This window comes from Alkalicoccus luteus (assembly GCF_052061695.1).
In the GTDB taxonomy this organism is placed as follows: Bacteria; Bacillota; Bacilli; order Bacillales; family Salisediminibacteriaceae; genus Alkalicoccus; species Alkalicoccus luteus.
Genome location: NZ_JBPZEY010000012.1, coordinates 1 through 16,902 on the forward strand (window position 1 = coordinate 1; position 16,902 = coordinate 16,902).

Genomic DNA, 16,902 nt, shown 5'->3' on the forward strand with positions numbered 1-16,902 from the left:
AGGCCGCTCGGATTTCTGCTATTTTTTTGTCTTTTTCTCATTTCATTCCAAAAAAAAGCGGTACCGGACATATCCGGCACCGCTTTTTGTTTCAAGAAGAGCTTTTTAGACAGCCCCTTGCGATTCACTTTATTACGATTTAATAACGGTCTGGCTGGCTTCATCCTTTTCCAGCTTCTCTGGAGAAGCGTGGAGCCGTTTTACATTTGTGATGACAAAACCGCTTTTTGGAATAGTCGGAACTCTGGAGAGTGACCAGGCTAAATTTTGTTCAGGTACTTCATACGAAAGATGGGTTGTAAAGTATTTGAAAAAAGCCCGCATCACGATGACGGTCAGCCATTCTCCGGCACACCGGTGTCCAGCGTAGTGATCGCCTCCACCTTGAGGAACGAAGGAAAACGGGCTCCCTTTCCAGTCTATAAATCGTTCCGGATAAAATGTATCCGGGTTGCTCCAGCTGTCTGGATGACGATTTGTGCCGAAGAAATCCAACACGACAAGCTGATCCTTTTTGAAATGATAATCGTGCCACGTAAAAGGTTTTTTAACCTTAGCTGCCATTGCAGGGGCGAACGGGTAATAGCGGCGGACTTCCTGTGCGAACATTTGGCTGAAACCGTTCTCGTCGGCAGCCAGTTTCTCCCGAATCTCGGGGAACTCATGCAGAGCAAGACATCCGAAAACGATGAAGTATCCAGTAGCTAGCAGCGGACGCACAGCATTGTTGACTTCTACGGCTGCTTCCGAAGCAGATAGTCGCTTTCCGTTCTCATCACGGAAATGGGAGATAATATAAAGGGCTGTATGTTCTGCAGGCTGGAGCTTTCCTTTGCGGACCTGGCGGACAATGCCCGCTAGCCATTCTTCCTGACTTTTTCTAGCTTTTTTCCCCTCTTTCATTCGTGAGAGCGAACCGAATGAATCGACCATCATGCCCATTTCACGTGTACGCTGTGAGGCTTCTTCCTCCTTGAGCGGTACGCCGGCCCAGCGGCAGCCGCTTCGAACGAGAACTTCCCGAATATCATCATAAATAACGGTTCTGCTCCGTTTTTCCCAAAGCTTCGCTTTCTTATCAAGCTCCTGCAGCGCAATATCTTTCATATCTTCAATGCGCTCTGGTGTCATCATCGAAAGAAACATGCGCTTGCGGTGCCGGTGAGCTTCACCGTCCATTCCGTGTACGCCCTCTCCCAACAGTGATTTAGCTATCACTCCGGGTACGGCATTTTTTCGGACGAACAGCTCATTGTCGTAAAACTTTTCAACAGCCTCTTCACCTGCCATGCACACCGCTTTTTTGCCCAGGAGTCTAGTCTCGAATACATCAGACTCCAGCTCACGCCGGCGGGACGTAATAAACATAAATCCCTCATTTAACAGGTTTAATGTATTATCGAGCCCTTTTGCTTTCGGTACAGGGTATTTTATTTTCACGATGCCATCCCCTCTCGTATCTTGTCACATCTGCAGCAGGCAGCTATGTACATCATTCAGATACCCCTGAGGGATAAGGATGAAACTAACCGTTGTCTTCACGGAGATCTTGCAGATAGCTCGAAAACGCAGAGTGAAAATCTTCCGCCTGTGTTAAGTTGTTGTGGTCGTAGCCGGAGAGCTGTATATGGTCGGTCTCGCCGGCCCATGCATCTGCAGTTACAAGTGAGTGCTCCGGCGGAATGACCATATCTTCCGACCCTGTGAAGACGAGCAGCGGGGTTTCTACCGTTTCGGCCATCGTACTAACCGGAAAAGGATGACGGATAAACGTCCCTACGGGAAGCCAAGGGTGCCGATGCTGCTGAAGCTCTTTTCTGGAATCATAAGGCGAAATTAAAATGGATGCGGCCACCGGCTTTTCAGCAGCCAGATACGCTGCGGTGCCAGTGCCCATACTTCTTCCAGCTGATACGATCATCGATTCATCTACTGCATGATGGGAAGCTCCGAAGTCAAAGAGCGCTTCGGCATCAGAATAAAAAGCTTCCTGAGATGGCTCGCCGGTACTTTTTCCATAGCCGCGGTAATTGACAAATAAACCGTGCCACTCATCCGGTAGAGGAAGGGATTCCATTGCCCGGGAAGCCTCCTCAGCGTTCCCACCAAAGTAGATAAACAGAGGGGCCTGTCCATCGAGAGAGGAGGGCAAAAACCATCCGTGCAGTTCAGCTCCGTCCGCCTCGATTCTAATTTCCTCTGATGAAGGGAACGCCTCATTTACCTGGTTTACTCGTTCTTCTGAAAGAGTAGCTCCCTGAAACAAATTATCTTCCTGGTTCACAATTGCCTGATAAAAATGAAGTCCGTAAAACAGCAGGCATACACCAGCTATTGCTGCAAATATTCCTTTCATCCACGATCGTTCCTTTCTTCTTCATACCAAATCTGAAGCCGCTTTTGCAGCTGATCTTCGAGTTGAATAGAGGCTGCCCGAACGTTTCCCGCCTCTGTATCAGGTTCATCAAAGCGTCCCCGGAAAGCTGTCTTCCAGTTTCCTTGCTCTGTTTTCCAGTATGTATGTACATATTCCGCATAAAGCTGGTAACTTTCTTCAGCGGCACGAAGCTGCAGCGGATGGAGCGGAACTTTTGAAAGGGCAAAGGGAAGTTTGGGATCCGTGACTTGAATCTCAAGCATGTGAAGTTTATCGCGCTGCCTGGCACAGGCATTATGCATAGCCAGAAGCTGGAGCTCGACAAGTCGCTTTTTCTCCTCATCTGAGGTACTTTTGAAGCTCTCTGCAGAATGAGGAGACCTTGAACGGTTTGTTCGATAAAAAAGGATCAGCAGCAGCAGCTGACCGCAAAGGATGGTAAAAAGCATTCCAGTTTGAAGCAAAAGCCCAACACCTCTCTTCTTTTGCGAAACCGTGCGTTTCAGAGTACAATAGAGTACTGGCAGATAAATTGTATCATGAACCGCTGTCGGGATGACAACGGAAAGGAAAGGTGTAAATATGGAACGATTACAGAAGATTATTGCGGCAGCAGGAATTTCGTCGCGAAGGAAAGCAGAAAAACTGATCGAGGATGGGAAAGTACAGGTAAATGGAGAAACGGTTACCGAGCTCGGGCGAAAGGCAGATGCAGCGAGAGATACGATTCTTGTAGACGGAGTACCTCTGCAAAAAGAATCTCCGGTCTATTATGTTCTTTACAAGCCTTCGGGCGTGATTTCGAGCGCAAAAGATGAAGCTGGCAGGAAAACGGTTGTCGATTACATCGATACGGATAAACGCATCTATCCCGTCGGTCGTCTTGATTACGATACTTCCGGCATCATTATCCTGACGAATGATGGGGAATTTGCTAATGCGCTCATGCATCCAAAATATCAGATTGAAAAAGCCTATTTGGCTAAAGTAGAAGGGATTCCTTCCAGGCAGCTGATAAAAAAACTTCAGAACGGTATTCCTATTGAAGGAAAAAAGACGGCGCCGGCCTTCGTTAAGGTTCGTAAAACCGATCAGCGCAAGGGGACGTCGCTTGTTGAAATCGTCATCCATGAGGGGCGCAACCGCCAGGTCCGTAAAATGTTTGATGCAATAGGGCACCCTGTTCTTAAACTGCGCCGTGAGCGGTACGGCGTATTGGACACTTCTGGACTTAATGCAGGTGAATATAGAGAGTTAAAGCCGCACGAGGTGAAAAAGCTGCGTGATTCGGCTGTCACATAACGTTCGAAAAAGACTTTCGTGCATTTCATGATAATAAAGGCACTGCATGATAAGATAGAGATGTGAAAATGTTTTCAGTAAAGGAAGGATGGCCATGAAAAAAAAGCGGCTCTGGATGAGGTCGGCAATCCTTTTTGTGATGATTGCGGCTATCGGCTATACGTTCTTTAATCATTTTTCCGAGGAACGCGGCCTGGTGGACGCCGGAGATCCGGCACCGAACTTTGTGCTGGAAGACTTGGAAGGTGAACCGATCGAGCTTTCTGAATTGAGGGGAGAGGGCGTGTATCTCAACTTTTGGGCTACATACTGCACTTACTGCCGCTCAAAAATGGGATACTTGCAGGAGCATTATGAAGAGTACGAAGATAAAGGCGTACGTGTCGTCAATGTAAACGTGGACGAAACGACACTTCAGGTTGAGCGACATAAACAGCGGTTTAACCTTGCCTATGACTTGTATATCGACCGCAATATGCTGGTAAGCAATGCTTACGGTGTAGGTGTGCTGCCGTCGGTCTTTTTAATCGATGAACACGGAGATGTGGTCGAGAGACAAGTCGGTGGAAAAACTGAAGAGCAGGTTCTTGCAGCACTTGATTCACTTGTGCCTGCTCAGTAACGGGGGATTTACATGAACAAAGTAACATGTGAGTGCGGACATGAAAATCCGTACGGGACGTACTTATGTGAATCATGCGGGAAGCCGCTTCAGGATGAAGGCCGTCTCGCGAACATGCGGTATGAAGGAGTGGCAAGACGATCACAGACTTATAAAAAGTCACCTGTTGATAAAGTCTGGAATTTCTTCTCGTCGGTCAAGGTCGGAATTTGGATAATCGTGCTTTTGCTCGTTACTTCCTCTATAGGAACGCTTTTCCCTCAGGAAATGTACATTCCGCCCGGAGAAAGTCCGACTGAGTATTATGCGGCTGAATACGGATTGGCAGGACAGCTTTATTACGACTTAGGCTTTCATAATCTCTACAGTTCATGGTGGTATATGCTGCTTGTTGCAGCACTTGGGATCTCACTCGTTATCGCAAGTCTCGACCGTTTCGTGCCGCTGTACAGAGCACTTAAAAAGCAGCGCGTTACCCGTCATACAGCCTTCATGAAAAAACAGCGGCTTTATGGAGAAAAAGAGACAAGCGAAGCAGATATCGACCAGCTGAAAACAGCTTTAGTCAAACGTCGCTACAAAGTCAGAGAAGAAAATGGGAACCTGTTGGCTGAAAAAGGACGTTTTGCAAGGTGGGGTCCATATGTCAACCATGTCGGCCTAATCATCTTTTTGATCGGCGGTATGCTCCGGTTTTTCCCGGGAATGTATTTGGATGATTACGTCTGGATTCGAGAAGGAGAAACGGAAGTTATCAGCGGCACAGACGGAGAATACTTCGTTGAGAACAATCAGTTCGTCGTAGAACTCTACGATGAAGAAGAGGACGATATTTTGCAGCCGGCCCTCATGCGCGCTGATGCTCCGGTAGTATCAAACTATCAAACAAGCGCTTCCTTATATAAAAGGTCTACGGAAGGCTCGATCGGTAGCGGAACAGAGCTTGAACACGTTAAGGATCATGAAATTATTGTGAATGACCCGCTGACGTTCGAAGGAATCTCCCTTTATCAAACAGACTATAAGATGAATGAGCTTTCCAGTTTCACGTTTGGGGTCGAGACAGATGAAGGCGGGGAAACAGAAGCATTAGAGGATGTCGTGTTCACGGTCGATTTGAATGATCCACAGATGTTTTATGAGTTCGATAATGGTTATCAGATTGAAATCATCGAATACTTTCCTAATTTTTACGTAAACGATGCCGGGGAGCCGACTACGGAGAACCGGGTACCGGACAATCCGCGGATTATTTTTGAGTTGTTCCCACCAGATGCAGACCCTGAATCCGATCAGGGGGAGATAAGCTTGATCGGAATTCAGGTGAACGAAGAATTGAACGGAGAAAATGATCATACCATCCGCATGCTGGATGCAGATATGGTGAATGTGACCGGTCTGGTTATCCGCCGCGATCACACGCTTCCAATTATTATGGTCGGCGGTGCCATCTTTATGGTCGGACTTGTTCAAGGTTCTTACTGGCATCATCGCCGCATCTGGGTGCAGCAGAAAGACGGCAAGCTTTATGTTGCCGGACACGCTAATAAAAACTGGCATGCGCTAAAGAAAGATCTCGAGTATCTAAATGACTATTCGGATCTTCCTGAAATAAGAGATCAGCTGGAAGAAGAAAAAGCAGCTGAAACGGAAGAAGGAGGGACTTCCAGTCATGTTCGAGCTCAGCAGTAATATGCTTTACGTCGCCTTTGGTTTGTACCTGGCCGCAACTGTCTTTTTTGCCGTGTCGATCACCGGCAGGAAATTTAAAAACCGCAGCGGGGAAGAAAAAAATAAGTCAGCCCTGTTAGGGTATGTATCTGCCATTTTGGCTCTTTGTGCTTCGATAGCCTACTTCGCGCTGCGCTGGATTGCTGTCGGTTATGCGCCGGTCAGCAATATGTTTGAGTACACGACCGCTCTTGGAATTGCAATGGCACTCGCGTTTGTGATTATTTATCCAATTTATCACAACAGGTACTTAGGATTTATTACGATGCCAATTGTTATGCTGATCATCGCCTATGCTTCGATGTTTCCTGGAGAGGCGCAGCCGCTTATTCCGGCATTGCAGACCAACTGGCTGTTTATTCACGTCATCACAACTGCTATCGGTCAGGGAATTCTGGCGATCGGATTTGCCGCCGGTGTATTGTATCTCATTCGTTCGATTGATTTTACGAGAGCATCCAAGAAAGTAAAAGCAATTGAATTCATCATGTTCGGACTTCTGGCTACAGTCGCCTACATTGCGATTGGTACTGGATTCGGTGCCGCTGATTACACAGCGGAGTTTTCCTACGTAAATGAATTTGGAGACGAAGCTACGATGGAATATTATCTGCCGCCGATTGTTGGACCGAATGAAGGAGAACTGATTTCCGAGCAAGGCTTCAGTCCTGTCGTTAATCTACCTGATTATTTACGCAGTGACGATGTAAACACGCTTCTCTGGTCGTTCCTCGGAGGGATCGTGTTATATGGCGGACTACGTGCAGGCTTCCGCAAGCCGGTTGCTGGTACGATCCAGCCGCTGGTCAGCCGGGTCAATCTGCAAACTGTTGATGAAATCAGCTACCGCGCCATTGCAATCGGCTTTCCGATCTTTACGCTAGGCGGACTTATCTTTGCGATGATTTGGGCGCAGATCGCTTGGACGAGATTCTGGGGATGGGATCCGAAAGAAGTTTGGGCGCTGATTACGTTCCTCTTTTATGCTGCATATCTGCATTTAAGACTTTCCAGAGGGTGGCATGGGGAGAAGAGTGCCTGGTTGTGCGTGATCGGATTTGCGCTGATCATGTTTAATCTGATCTTTGTCAACCTCGTAATCGCCGGACTTCACTCTTACGCGTAACTTCGATACAATGTGAATACAGGATCAAAGGGCTGTCCGCGGATACGGACAGCCCTTTAAATGGAGGTCAGTGCTATGGAAACTGCAGAACATACGAAAATATTAATTGTAGACGATGAAGAACGCATCCGCAGACTGCTCAGAATGTATTTGGAAAAGGAGGCATATACAGTAGAAGATGCGGAGAATGGAGAAAGCGCTCTCACGATGGCGCTTGAAACTGACTATGATTTGATTGTGCTCGACCTGATGATGCCCGGGATGGACGGCATTGAAGTCTGCGAGGAAATTCGTAAGCAAAAGGCGACCCCGATTATTATGCTGACTGCAAAAGGGGAAGAAGTGAACCGGGTTCAAGGCTTTGAAGCAGGTACGGATGATTACATTGTAAAGCCATTTAGTCCCCGTGAAGTAGTGCTGCGTGTTAAAGCACTGCTGCGCAGAGCTTCTTCGACAAAGTTTCTGCAAACTGAAACGAAAACGAAAGAACTGTTTGAATTTCCTTACTTGACGATTGACGACGATGCGCACCGCGTCACGGTTGAAGGAGAGCTGATCAGCCTGACGCCGAAAGAGTACGAGCTGCTGCTTTATCTAGCTCAAGCGCCGGATAAAGTATTTGCCAGAGAACAGCTGTTAAAGGATGTTTGGAATTATGAGTTTTTCGGGGATCTTCGAACGGTGGATACACATGTGAAGCGGCTGCGTGAGAAGCTCAGCCAGGTTGAACCAAAAGCTGCAGACATGATCAAAACAGTCTGGGGCGTCGGGTATAAGTTCGAAGCAGGAGACGCCGGCTGATGTTTTGGAGAAGCGTCGTAGGGAAGCTCTGGTTTACTATTCTTCTCTTGGTTTCAGTCGTTCTCCTGGTATTAACGGTTCTGCTGCTTGAATATTTTGAGCGCTTTCATACAGAGCAGGCTGAACAGGAGCTGCTTAATCACGCCAATTTGATCGTTGAGTTTCTTGAGGAATCGGAAAGCGGCGAAGAGGCGGTAGAATTGACCAGTACGATTTCTTCTTCGTACGCCGCTCAGGCCGTAGTGTTTGGTGAATCGGACTACTGGTATACGGCAGAAGAAGAGACGCTCCCGATAGCACTGTTTTCCGAAGACGGAACGCTTGCGAGGGTATTAGAGTCGGATGAAACTGTTGTGACACAAGGGGAGTTCATGAACACGCCGGAGGATGAAAGAGAAATTATGATTGTCGGCGTTCCGTTTGCATTTGAAGACGGGGAAGACGGCAGTCTTTATCTGTATCAGCCTCTGGATGTTATTGATGAGGCATCAGATCAGACAAAACAGATTATCTTCTTCTCTGCCGCTATCGCAATTATTCTGACTACCGTGTTTGCCTTTTTTCTCTCATCGCGTATCACCGCCCCGCTCAGACAAATGCGTACAGCATCACTTGAGGTGGCTAAAGGGAATTTTGACACGAAAATTCCCATTCAAACAAAGGATGAGATCGGTCTGCTTGCAATGGCATTTAATCGGATGGGCAGAGCACTCAACACGAACTTAACCGCTTTGAACAGGGAAAAGGAGCAGTTATCCCGCATTTTAGCTTCGATGGCAGACGGAGTCCTTACGCTTAATAAAGAAGGGCAAGTCGTGGTGATGAATCCGCCCGCTTCCTCCTTCATGGAAACATGGAAATATGAGCAGCAGATTGCCGGGGACGGTCAGCCGATCGAACTGTACCGTTTGTTCAGAAGAGTAGTGACGGAAGAAAAAGAGGTCGATGCAGAGTTTACAGTTCAAGGCAGAAGCTGGGTCATTCTTATGACGCCCCTTTATGATGATGATACGATTCGCGGAGCAGTTGCTGTTTTAAGAGATATGACCGAAGAAAGACAGCACGATAAGCTGCGAAAGGATTTTATCGCCAATGTTTCTCATGAGCTCCGCACCCCTATTTCAATGCTGCAAGGCTATAGTGAAGCGATCGTTGATGACATTGCTGAGAGTGCTGAAGAAAAAAAGGAAATGGCCGGAATTATCTATGATGAATCGCTTCGAATCGGGCGGCTGGTAAATGAACTTCTTGATCTTGCACGAATGGAGGCAGGATATTTGTCGCTTCAGCGCGAAATAGTCGATATCGGGATGATTGCTGAGAAAATGATTCGTAAATTCCAGGTGGTTGCAAATGAGCAGCAGCTGTCGCTGTCTGCCTCGATTCAAACGGAGTATGCTCAAGTATATGCAGACCCGGACCGAATTGAGCAGGTATTGACGAATTTAATTGATAATGCTATTCGGCATACCTCAGAGAGGGGAAGCGTAGCGGTCACCGTTTTTAAGGATCATCACGATATTGTTATGGAAGTGAACGATACCGGAGGAGGAATTCCCGAGGAGGATCTTCCGTTCATTTTTGAGCGGTTTTATAAGGCTGACAAAGCGAGGACGAGGGGAAGAGCCGGAACTGGACTTGGTCTTGCGATCGTCAAGAATATTGTGGACGCTCACGGTGGGAAAGTAACGGCTAGAAGTAAATTAAATGAAGGAACGACATTCAGGGTGGAGCTGCCATCAGGAGAAGGAGGAGAAGAGACATGAAAATATATACGAAAAAAGGGGATAAAGGCGAAACGCAGCTGATCGGCCGCAAAGTCCCTAAAACAAATGAACGAGTAAATGCATACGGCACTGTAGACGAACTAAACAGCTTTATCGGGGTTGCAGCGGCTTCTCTGCCGGAGAACTGTAAGGACATTCAACAGGAACTCCTTGAGATTCAGCATGAGCTGTTTGATATTGGCGGAGATTTAGCGAATGTGACCGGACGAAGCGATTGGGCTTTGTCTGCTAAAGCCGTAACAAGACTGGAAGGTGCTATTGACCGGTACTGGGAAGAAGCGCCTGAGATTAAAACATTTATTTTGCCAGGTGGCACGAAAGCTGCTGCCGATATGCACGTTTGCCGAACGGTCGCGCGCCGGGCAGAGCGGATGACTGCTGCAATTAGCGATGACGATCCAATGCCGCCTGAAGCCCTGCCGTATTTAAATCGGCTGTCGGATTATTTCTTTGCAGCAGCGAGAGCGGTCAATCATCGTAACGACGTCCCGGATATTGCTTATGCAAGAGGTAAAACAGTATTTAAATAAGGCTGTACGCTTGAACCGGAAGATAAATATGTGCTGACGGAACAGAATCGTAGGCCCGTTCAAGAGGAAAGAGACCTGCCCCAATCCGGAGCAGGTCTCTCTTTATGCCTTAATTAAAGTAAAATCTCGATGTCAGCCTGATCGCGGAGATCCTGAACATACTGATTTTGACGAATCTGCATTTCAATTTCTTCCTGCACATCTTCAAATTCAGCCTCAGCCATCTGTGGATCGCTCATAGCCTGCATTTCAAACGCTTCACGCGCTTCTTCTTCGTCTACTTCGTACTCTTCTTCCACATGGTCCATTGAAAGAAGCTGTTCAACGAGGTTCATTTCACGAATCTCATTTTCAAGCTCTTCTTCTGTATACCCCTGTGATTCGAGTGCTTCCTGAAATTCTTCATCGGACCCGAATGCGCTTTGAATTTCTTCATACTCAGACTCAACAGCATCTTCGTCTGCTTCAAGACCCTGCTCTTCTGCTTCCTGTGCCATAACGCGCTGATTAATGAGCTGGTCCAGGAACTGCTGCTGGAACTGCATCATCATCATGGAAGATTCTTCATCTTCCATTTCCTGCTCCGCAAAGATCTGTTCAAACTGGGCCAGCTGAGCCTGGAGTTCGCCGCTTTGAATTTCTTCACCATTCACAACTGCAACCGGTTCTTCCGGATCACGGTCCATGAATTCAGCAGCCTCTTCCGGGTCCATGTCTTCGACGGCCTCTTCATCCATGCCGTTTTCTTCGCCGTTCATCGCATCATTCATGCCATTCTGGTCATCTGGTGCGTCAGCGTTATCGTCTTCGTTATCAATCGACTCTTCAATGTTGTTTTCAGCATTTCCATTGTTCTCAGCATTGTCAGCATTATTTTCATTCCCGCAGGCTGCCGCAAATAGCAGTGTGGAAAGAGAGAGTGCAAGCATGCCGTTTCTAGTTGTCTTTTTCATTTGATTAATCAACCTTTCTGTATATGTCCCATTGCTACAACAACTGTATCATAAATAAAAGATAAGAGGCAATTTAGCGATTCTATAAAAATAACGAATTGTTCCGGCTGACCGACGATCAGCTCTTGACAATGCGAAGCAACTGTTAAAAAAGGGGGGCAACCTGATTGTTTCAGACGAAACGAATCGGCATAAAAAAGCCGCCCGGTAAGGCGGACGGCAGCCTGTACTATAATTCAATCGAAGTGACAAACTGAATTTCTTCAATACGTGAAAATGCCTCAAGAACGTCTTCCTGGCATTCTTTATCTGTCGTCAGAAGCATAATGGCCTGTCCGCCTTCTTCCTTCCGGCCCACCTGCATCGTTGCAATGTTAACATCGTGGGTGCCGAGCAGCTGACCTACTTTTCCGATAACGCCTGGACGGTCGTTGTGGCGGACATAGAGCGTGTGCTTTGCCGGCTGAAAGTCGAGTTGGAATTGGTCCAGCTGCACGATCCGAGGTCCAATTTCGGAGCTGTGAGTGCCGTGAATGATCAGCTTGTTCGTTTCACCCAAAACCTCGGCTTTAAAGAAATTCTTATAGCCGTTAGCATCATTCTCGTGTATTTCGGAAACCTCCACCTCCCGCTCCTTGGCTATCACAGAAGCATTCACTTCGTTTACATAGTCATCCATACGGTGGCGGAAAAAACCAGCCAAAAAGCTGCGGCTGAACAGTCCGGTTTCCTGATGTGAAATCTCTCCTGCGTAGCTGATATTAATTTGTTTTACAGGCTCTTTAAACAACTGAGAAGCCGTTTCGCCGACTGTTTTTGTTAGTTTTGTGAAAGGTGAAAACTTTTCAAATGCGTCCTGATCCAAGTATGGCAGATTAAGTGCGTGAGGAGCAGGTCTCCCTTCCAGATATCCAAGAACTTCCTGAGAAACCGACTCTGCTACATTCTGCTGGGCTTCTGTCGTGGAAGCGGCAATGTGCGGTGTCGTTATCACCTGTTCAAGGGAGGAGAGAGGGTGACTAATAGCTGGTTCTTCAGCGAAAACATCTACTGCCGCACCGCGAACGTGACCGCTTGAGACAGCTCTGTAAAGTGCTTCCTCGTCGATAATGCCTCCGCGCGCACAGTTTAAAATGAAGACTCCTGGTTTTGTCGAAGCGAGCGTCTCATCGTTTAGCAGATGGCGTGTCTCTTTTGTGAGCGGGGTATGCACGGTTAAAATATCACTTTGGCTGAGTGCTTCTTCAAGCGTAACCGCCGTCACATGATTTTTTTCTGCCCGGGATTTTGTCAGAAATGGATCATAGGCCAGTACGTTCATGCGGAAAGCACGGGCACGCTGAGCGAGTTCTGCTCCGATGCGGCCAAAGCCGATAATGCCGAGCGTTTTGCCGTAAAGCTCAGCCCCCTGATACTTTTTACGGTCCCAGCGGCCTTCCTCCATAGAACGGTTTGCTTGCGGTATATTGCGAACAAGTGAAGCCATCATCGCAAATGTATGTTCAGCCGTTGAAATCGTATTGCCGTCCGGAGCGTTGACGACAACGACCCCGTGATTTGTTGCGGCATCGAGATCCACGTTATCAACGCCAACCCCGGCGCGGCCGATTATTTTCAAGTTCGGCATGCTGCGAAGCAGGTCGGCTGTCACTTTTGTAGCACTGCGTATGAGAAGAGCGTCTACCTGATCCAGCGGAATTTCTGTTTCGAGTACGTTTTCCTGTACCACATTAACAGAACTGCTGTCCAGGATCGGGCGGAGACCGTCCTCGCTCATTGTGTCTGAAACCAGAACTGTATACAAGTTTTGGTCCAGCTTAATTGCTTGTTTCACGTTCACTGCACATCATCCTCCATTTAAGGTACTCAACTGATTGTCTTATACTAACATGAAATTCTGATAATTTGGACGTTCACGCTCAAAAAACAAAAGTTTTTTCGGGGAAGACGAGAAGTCGGACCAATGGTAGCGCTATCATATGCAGAGGGCCATCTTTTGGCAAAAAGATCAGGCTGAAACGTTCATGAACATGTAAAGTAATAATTCACAGTTTACAGCGGCTGAGTAAGCATGTTCTTTAGCAAGCCAAAGAAAACCCCCTGCATCATAAACAGATACAGGGGGAACGAACATCTATTCAAATTTCAGCGCATCGCCGTCAAACGGTTCATCGGCAATCTTAATGGAATCAGTTGGACAGCCATCAAACGCGTCCTCAAGATCTTCGTAGAGATCTTCAGGCACAGCTTCTGTACCCTGGTTATCATCGAGGATAACGTAAGCGATTCCTTCATCATCATAATCGTAAATATCTGGAGCGGCTGCACCGCAGGCGCCACATGCAATACAGGTGTCTTTATCGACAATCGTGTATTTAGCCATTTTCCTACCTCCTATATAAGTATCTTCCAAAAGCCGTGTCGGCTGGAATTCATAACGATTCGTACTTCCTACGATGTTTAATTGTAAAGGTTCTCCATGAAGATTTCAACAGGCAAAGAGAATACACTGCACCAGGTGGCTGGCGCAGCATGCTATTTTTCTTTAGAATAGAAGCCGAAGCTACTAATCTATATCACCGGCAGAAAGAGAGGGACATCATGAAAACGATACTGCTGCACGTACTTTCAGAATTGCAGGAGAGCAGGTCTGCCTCTGGAGCGGTGCATATTATAAAAGGCAAGCGGTCTGCGCAGACGATTCAGGATATTCAGCTGTTTCACTTGAGCAAATGGGCTGGTGCCGCAAGATTTTGGAAAGGAACCGATCCGTCTGCGCTGGCAGAAGAGCTTTTCAACCAGCAGTTGATTACTGGCGCCGGGCGCCGCGCGGCCCTTACAAACAAGGGATTTGAGCAGCTGAAGCAAGCTGAATGGCTGCAGCAATTGTATTTTCAGGGGCGGGAATATGAATGGAATGGATTTGCCGAAGCGTTTTGGAGGAAGCTGAATTTAACCGTGCAGGCGGCAGGATCACTCGCATCTAAAAATAAAGGATTTTTACCTGTTTATGCAGAGGCGGAGGAACGTGACGCAGTACGTAAGATTATAAAAAGCGCTGGAAGCAGACATGTAAACCGGCTGCTTTACAACAAGCTGGAAGGCGAATTGAGTCTCCTGTCTGAGCGAAGCGCCGATATTTTCGTTTCCAGACTCGCAGGCAACGCCTCCCAGGGTAAAACGGTAAAACAGCTTGCCGGCAGATTATCGGAAGAAGAGGTTTTTCTGCGTTGGCGCAGCGTACTTCATTGGCTGATGAAATCGGAATGGCCGGCTGAACTCCAGCCGCTCATTTCGCACATTGAAAAACAAAAGTCCCGCTTGACAAACAGTGCAGAAAAAACAAAACGTTTCGTGTATGAAGGAAAGACAAAAGCTGAGATCGCTGCTTTGCGGGGACTGAAATCCAGTACAGTAGAAGACCACCTTGTCGAGCTCGCTATGTTCGACCCGGATTTTCCTGCACATAACTACATCTCTGAAAAAAGGCTGAAGGATCTCTCGATTATTCTTCAATCATCCGATCAGCAAGAGACCTTAAAAGAGTTAAAAGAAAAAGCCGGCGATAAGGGAAGCTATTTTGATATTCGGCTCGCAGGAGCGTTATTAAAGAATCGCAAGGGGGCAGAATCGTGACAGTTACTAATTTACTGCAGGATACTCCTTTTGATACGTTTCGCCCAGGACAGGAAGAAGTGATTTCAGCAATTCTTAGCGGCCGGGATACGCTCGCAGTACTGCCAACCGGTTCCGGGAAAACATTATGCTATCAGCTGCCGGCAGGAATCATGCCTGGCCTGACTATTGTCGTATCTCCGCTCGTCTCCCTGATGGATGATCAAGTGACCCAGTTGAAAATGAACGGATTTCAACGAGTCGCTGCTTTACACGGAAATAAACCGCCAGCTGAAAAAAAGCGGATCTGGCAGGAGCTCCATTTGTTGAAGCTCTTATATGTTTCCCCGGAAATGCTTGCCGTTGAAAAAATACGCAGTCAGTTTAAGAAAATAAACGTGCCCCTGCTTGTTGTCGATGAAGCGCACTGCATTTCGCAATGGGGGCACGAATTTCGGCCTGACTATCAAAATCTCGGACGATTCAGGAAGGAGCTGGGAGAGCCGGTACTGCTGGCCTTAACAGCTACAGCGTCGGAACGTGTGAGATCTGATATCATGTCATCCCTTAATCTGCAAAACCCTGTTATTGAAGCGCATTCAGTAAACAGAGAGAATATCTTTCTTGCTATAGAGACACAGCATGATCCACAAAGCCGTCAGCAACGATTAATGGAGCTGGTGACATCCGCTGCCAAACCATGCATTATTTATACGGGTACTAGAAGAGACGCGGAAGTGTGGAGCAGCCTTTATAAGGGTGCGTCTGCTTACTATCACGGCGGCATGCACGCCGAAGACAGAAACAGCATTCAAGGGCAGTTTCTGTATAATGAGATCGATGTGCTTTTTGCAACCAGTGCGTTCGGGATGGGAATCAACAAGCCGGACGTCCGTTCGGTCATTCACGGCTATATGCCGCCATCTATTGAGCAATATGTACAGGAAATTGGCAGAGCGGGAAGGGACGGGGAAAGGGCCATTGCTTATGCAGTGCTTGCTGAAAGTGACTTCGTCCTGCCCTGGCATTTTGTTGAGATGGAGATACCAGGTCAAAAATGGCTTCAGGAAGAACTTCTTCCCGCATCAGAGACTCCAGGCAAACTGGAAGAGCTAATAGAAGGAGCTCCGTTTGCCGAACACACGACTTCGTTGTTACGCAGCCATTTGATTAAAGCGAAGGCAAAGGGGTCTGAACGAAAGCGGATAGAACGTCTGATGACACATTTTGAACAACGCCGCCGTGAGCGGTCACAGCAGATTCAAAAAATGACTGATTTTGTTCATGCACCCTCATGCTTTCGAAAACAAGTATTGGCTTATTTTGAAGAAGAGCCGTTTGCCGCTGACAAATGGTGCTGCTCCAACTGTCATCCTGTCCCTATGCTGTCATCAGCACTTGTAAAGCTTGAATCGACTGTCGGCTGGCAAGCGCTTTTGAAGCAAAAGCTGCACGTAGGAGCAGAGCAGAATGAAACGTGAGGTGCTGGATCAGTTTACGGATAGGGAACTCTATGCCAATTTGTATGCAACGCAAGGATTTATGCTCGCCGCTGCCTTGATCGTTTCTTATTTTCTCAGCGGATCTGTCTTTACGCCCTTTCTCGGTCTGGACTGGTCATCTGCGGCTGTGAATGCAGGAATTATATTTGCAGCAGCCGTTATCGTATTGGAAATAATCCTTTACAAGGCAGTACCTTCCAGCTGGTTTGATGACGGGGGTGTTAACGAGCGTATTTTTCAGCATATGCATCCTGCGCACATAGCTGTTGTAAGCCTTGTCGTAGCAATCTGTGAAGAGGTACTGTTCAGAGGTGTCATACAGGAGCATTTCGGGCTCCTTGCGGCTTCTATATTGTTTGCTCTGATTCATGTACGGTATTTAAAAAACATGTTTTTATTTTCCTTTGTTGTACTTATGAGCGTTGGTCTCGGAGTTGTATATGAGTGGACTGGTACCTTGGTGAGCGTCATCATTGCACACTTTCTCATCGATTTTATTCTTGGTCTGTTAATCCGCTACCGGATATTAACATAAAGCGGAAACCAGGCATCAGGC

Annotated in this window: 16 protein-coding genes; 10 read left to right on the top strand and 6 right to left on the bottom strand. The window is 47.3% G+C overall.

Annotation, left to right across the window (positions count from 1 at the left end; translation table 11 throughout):
* Nucleotides 1-132 precede the first annotated feature (132 nt).
* The 3 genes from ACSZLD_RS14430 to ACSZLD_RS14440 form a co-directional block, all read right to left on the bottom strand.
* Complete coding sequence (locus ACSZLD_RS14430; RefSeq protein WP_444685593.1) at nucleotides 133-1,440, bottom strand: cytochrome P450; 1,308 nt, start codon at nucleotides 1,438-1,440, stop codon at nucleotides 133-135.
* An 85-nt stretch (nucleotides 1,441-1,525) separates the two neighbouring features.
* On the bottom strand, nucleotides 1,526-2,356 hold the full coding sequence (locus ACSZLD_RS14435; protein ID WP_444685594.1) for an alpha/beta hydrolase: 831 nt from the start codon (nucleotides 2,354-2,356) through the stop codon (nucleotides 1,526-1,528).
* Entirely contained in the window at nucleotides 2,353-2,841 is a 489-nt protein-coding gene (locus ACSZLD_RS14440) for a hypothetical protein (RefSeq protein WP_444685595.1), read from the bottom strand. Before ACSZLD_RS14440 ends, ACSZLD_RS14435 begins: the two co-directional genes overlap by 4 nt.
* Before the next feature lie 118 nt (nucleotides 2,842-2,959).
* Between ACSZLD_RS14440 and ACSZLD_RS14445 the strand changes: the two genes are divergently transcribed.
* The 7 genes from ACSZLD_RS14445 (at nucleotide 2,960) to ACSZLD_RS14475 (ending at nucleotide 10,276) form a co-directional block, all read left to right on the top strand.
* A complete protein-coding gene (locus tag ACSZLD_RS14445; protein ID WP_444685596.1) occupies nucleotides 2,960-3,679 on the top strand; it encodes a pseudouridine synthase in 720 nt (239 codons plus the stop codon).
* Nucleotides 3,680-3,773: 94 nt separating this feature from the next.
* Nucleotides 3,774-4,301, top strand: coding sequence for a thiol-disulfide oxidoreductase ResA (resA, locus tag ACSZLD_RS14450; RefSeq protein WP_444685597.1), 528 nt, complete (start codon nucleotides 3,774-3,776; stop codon nucleotides 4,299-4,301).
* A gap of 12 nt (nucleotides 4,302-4,313) precedes the next feature.
* The gene (resB, locus tag ACSZLD_RS14455; protein ID WP_444685598.1) at nucleotides 4,314-5,993 is read left to right on the top strand and encodes a cytochrome c biogenesis protein ResB; all 1,680 of its coding nucleotides are present in this window, start codon (nucleotides 4,314-4,316) and stop codon (nucleotides 5,991-5,993) included.
* Nucleotides 5,974-7,158 carry a c-type cytochrome biogenesis protein CcsB gene (gene ccsB, locus ACSZLD_RS14460; protein WP_444685599.1) on the top strand — a complete coding sequence of 395 codons (1,185 nt, stop codon included), beginning with the start codon at nucleotides 5,974-5,976 and terminating at the stop codon, nucleotides 7,156-7,158. The genes resB and ccsB overlap by 20 nt, the downstream gene beginning before the upstream one ends.
* Nucleotides 7,159-7,233: 75 nt before the next feature.
* Nucleotides 7,234-7,959, top strand: a complete 726-nt coding sequence (locus tag ACSZLD_RS14465; protein ID WP_377910593.1) for a response regulator transcription factor — start codon at nucleotides 7,234-7,236, stop codon at nucleotides 7,957-7,959.
* On the top strand, nucleotides 7,959-9,725 hold the full coding sequence (locus tag ACSZLD_RS14470; protein WP_444685600.1) for an ATP-binding protein: 1,767 nt from the start codon (nucleotides 7,959-7,961) through the stop codon (nucleotides 9,723-9,725). The genes ACSZLD_RS14465 and ACSZLD_RS14470 overlap by 1 nt, the downstream gene beginning before the upstream one ends.
* Nucleotides 9,722-10,276 carry a cob(I)yrinic acid a,c-diamide adenosyltransferase gene (locus tag ACSZLD_RS14475; protein ID WP_444685601.1) on the top strand — a complete coding sequence of 185 codons (555 nt, stop codon included), beginning with the start codon at nucleotides 9,722-9,724 and terminating at the stop codon, nucleotides 10,274-10,276. Before ACSZLD_RS14470 ends, ACSZLD_RS14475 begins: the two co-directional genes overlap by 4 nt.
* A 113-nt stretch (nucleotides 10,277-10,389) precedes the next feature.
* Here ACSZLD_RS14475 and ACSZLD_RS14480 read toward each other — a convergent pair whose 3' ends face one another.
* The 3 genes from ACSZLD_RS14480 to ACSZLD_RS14490 all read right to left on the bottom strand — a co-directional run bounded on the left by ACSZLD_RS14480 (nucleotide 10,390) and on the right by ACSZLD_RS14490 (nucleotide 13,612).
* Nucleotides 10,390-11,229, bottom strand: coding sequence for a SurA N-terminal domain-containing protein (locus ACSZLD_RS14480; protein ID WP_444685602.1), 840 nt, complete (start codon nucleotides 11,227-11,229; stop codon nucleotides 10,390-10,392).
* 229 nt (nucleotides 11,230-11,458) lie between these two features.
* On the bottom strand, nucleotides 11,459-13,063 hold the full coding sequence (gene serA, locus ACSZLD_RS14485; protein ID WP_444685650.1) for a phosphoglycerate dehydrogenase: 1,605 nt from the start codon (nucleotides 13,061-13,063) through the stop codon (nucleotides 11,459-11,461).
* A 300-nt stretch (nucleotides 13,064-13,363) separates the two neighbouring features.
* The gene (locus tag ACSZLD_RS14490) at nucleotides 13,364-13,612 is read right to left on the bottom strand and encodes a ferredoxin (RefSeq protein WP_168007373.1); all 249 of its coding nucleotides are present in this window, start codon (nucleotides 13,610-13,612) and stop codon (nucleotides 13,364-13,366) included.
* A gap of 218 nt (nucleotides 13,613-13,830) precedes the next feature.
* On the opposite strand from ACSZLD_RS14490, the gene ACSZLD_RS14495 reads away from it, so the two are divergent.
* The 3 genes from ACSZLD_RS14495 to ACSZLD_RS14505 are packed head-to-tail and all read left to right on the top strand — an operon-like array spanning nucleotide 13,831 to nucleotide 16,881.
* Nucleotides 13,831-14,865 (top strand): helix-turn-helix domain-containing protein, encoded by a 1,035-nt coding sequence (locus tag ACSZLD_RS14495; protein WP_377910589.1) that lies wholly within the window; start codon nucleotides 13,831-13,833, stop codon nucleotides 14,863-14,865.
* Nucleotides 14,862-16,325, top strand: coding sequence for a RecQ family ATP-dependent DNA helicase (locus ACSZLD_RS14500; protein WP_444685603.1), 1,464 nt, complete (start codon nucleotides 14,862-14,864; stop codon nucleotides 16,323-16,325). The genes ACSZLD_RS14495 and ACSZLD_RS14500 overlap by 4 nt, the downstream gene beginning before the upstream one ends.
* The gene (locus ACSZLD_RS14505; RefSeq protein WP_444685604.1) at nucleotides 16,315-16,881 is read left to right on the top strand and encodes a CPBP family intramembrane glutamic endopeptidase; all 567 of its coding nucleotides are present in this window, start codon (nucleotides 16,315-16,317) and stop codon (nucleotides 16,879-16,881) included. The genes ACSZLD_RS14500 and ACSZLD_RS14505 overlap by 11 nt, the downstream gene beginning before the upstream one ends.
* The last annotated feature ends 21 nt before the right edge of the window (nucleotides 16,882-16,902 follow it).

Excerpts from the sequence above, each read along its gene's own strand:
- ACSZLD_RS14435 (WP_444685594.1), bottom strand. The coding sequence starts at position 2,356 with ATGAAAGGAATATTTGCAGCAATAGCTGGTGTATGCCTGCTGTTTTAC.
- ACSZLD_RS14445 (WP_444685596.1), top strand. The coding sequence starts at position 2,960 with ATGGAACGATTACAGAAGATTATTGCGGCAGCAGGAATTTCGTCGCGA.
- resA (WP_444685597.1), top strand. The coding sequence starts at position 3,774 with ATGAAAAAAAAGCGGCTCTGGATGAGGTCGGCAATCCTTTTTGTGATG.
- resB (WP_444685598.1), top strand. The coding sequence starts at position 4,314 with ATGAACAAAGTAACATGTGAGTGCGGACATGAAAATCCGTACGGGACG.
- ccsB (WP_444685599.1), top strand. The coding sequence starts at position 5,974 with ATGTTCGAGCTCAGCAGTAATATGCTTTACGTCGCCTTTGGTTTGTAC.
- ACSZLD_RS14465 (WP_377910593.1), top strand. The coding sequence starts at position 7,234 with ATGGAAACTGCAGAACATACGAAAATATTAATTGTAGACGATGAAGAA.
- ACSZLD_RS14470 (WP_444685600.1), top strand. The coding sequence starts at position 7,959 with ATGTTTTGGAGAAGCGTCGTAGGGAAGCTCTGGTTTACTATTCTTCTC.
- ACSZLD_RS14475 (WP_444685601.1), top strand. The coding sequence starts at position 9,722 with ATGAAAATATATACGAAAAAAGGGGATAAAGGCGAAACGCAGCTGATC.
- ACSZLD_RS14480 (WP_444685602.1), bottom strand. The coding sequence starts at position 11,229 with ATGAAAAAGACAACTAGAAACGGCATGCTTGCACTCTCTCTTTCCACA.
- ACSZLD_RS14490 (WP_168007373.1), bottom strand. The coding sequence starts at position 13,612 with ATGGCTAAATACACGATTGTCGATAAAGACACCTGTATTGCATGTGGC.
- ACSZLD_RS14495 (WP_377910589.1), top strand. The coding sequence starts at position 13,831 with ATGAAAACGATACTGCTGCACGTACTTTCAGAATTGCAGGAGAGCAGG.
- ACSZLD_RS14505 (WP_444685604.1), top strand. The coding sequence starts at position 16,315 with ATGAAACGTGAGGTGCTGGATCAGTTTACGGATAGGGAACTCTATGCC.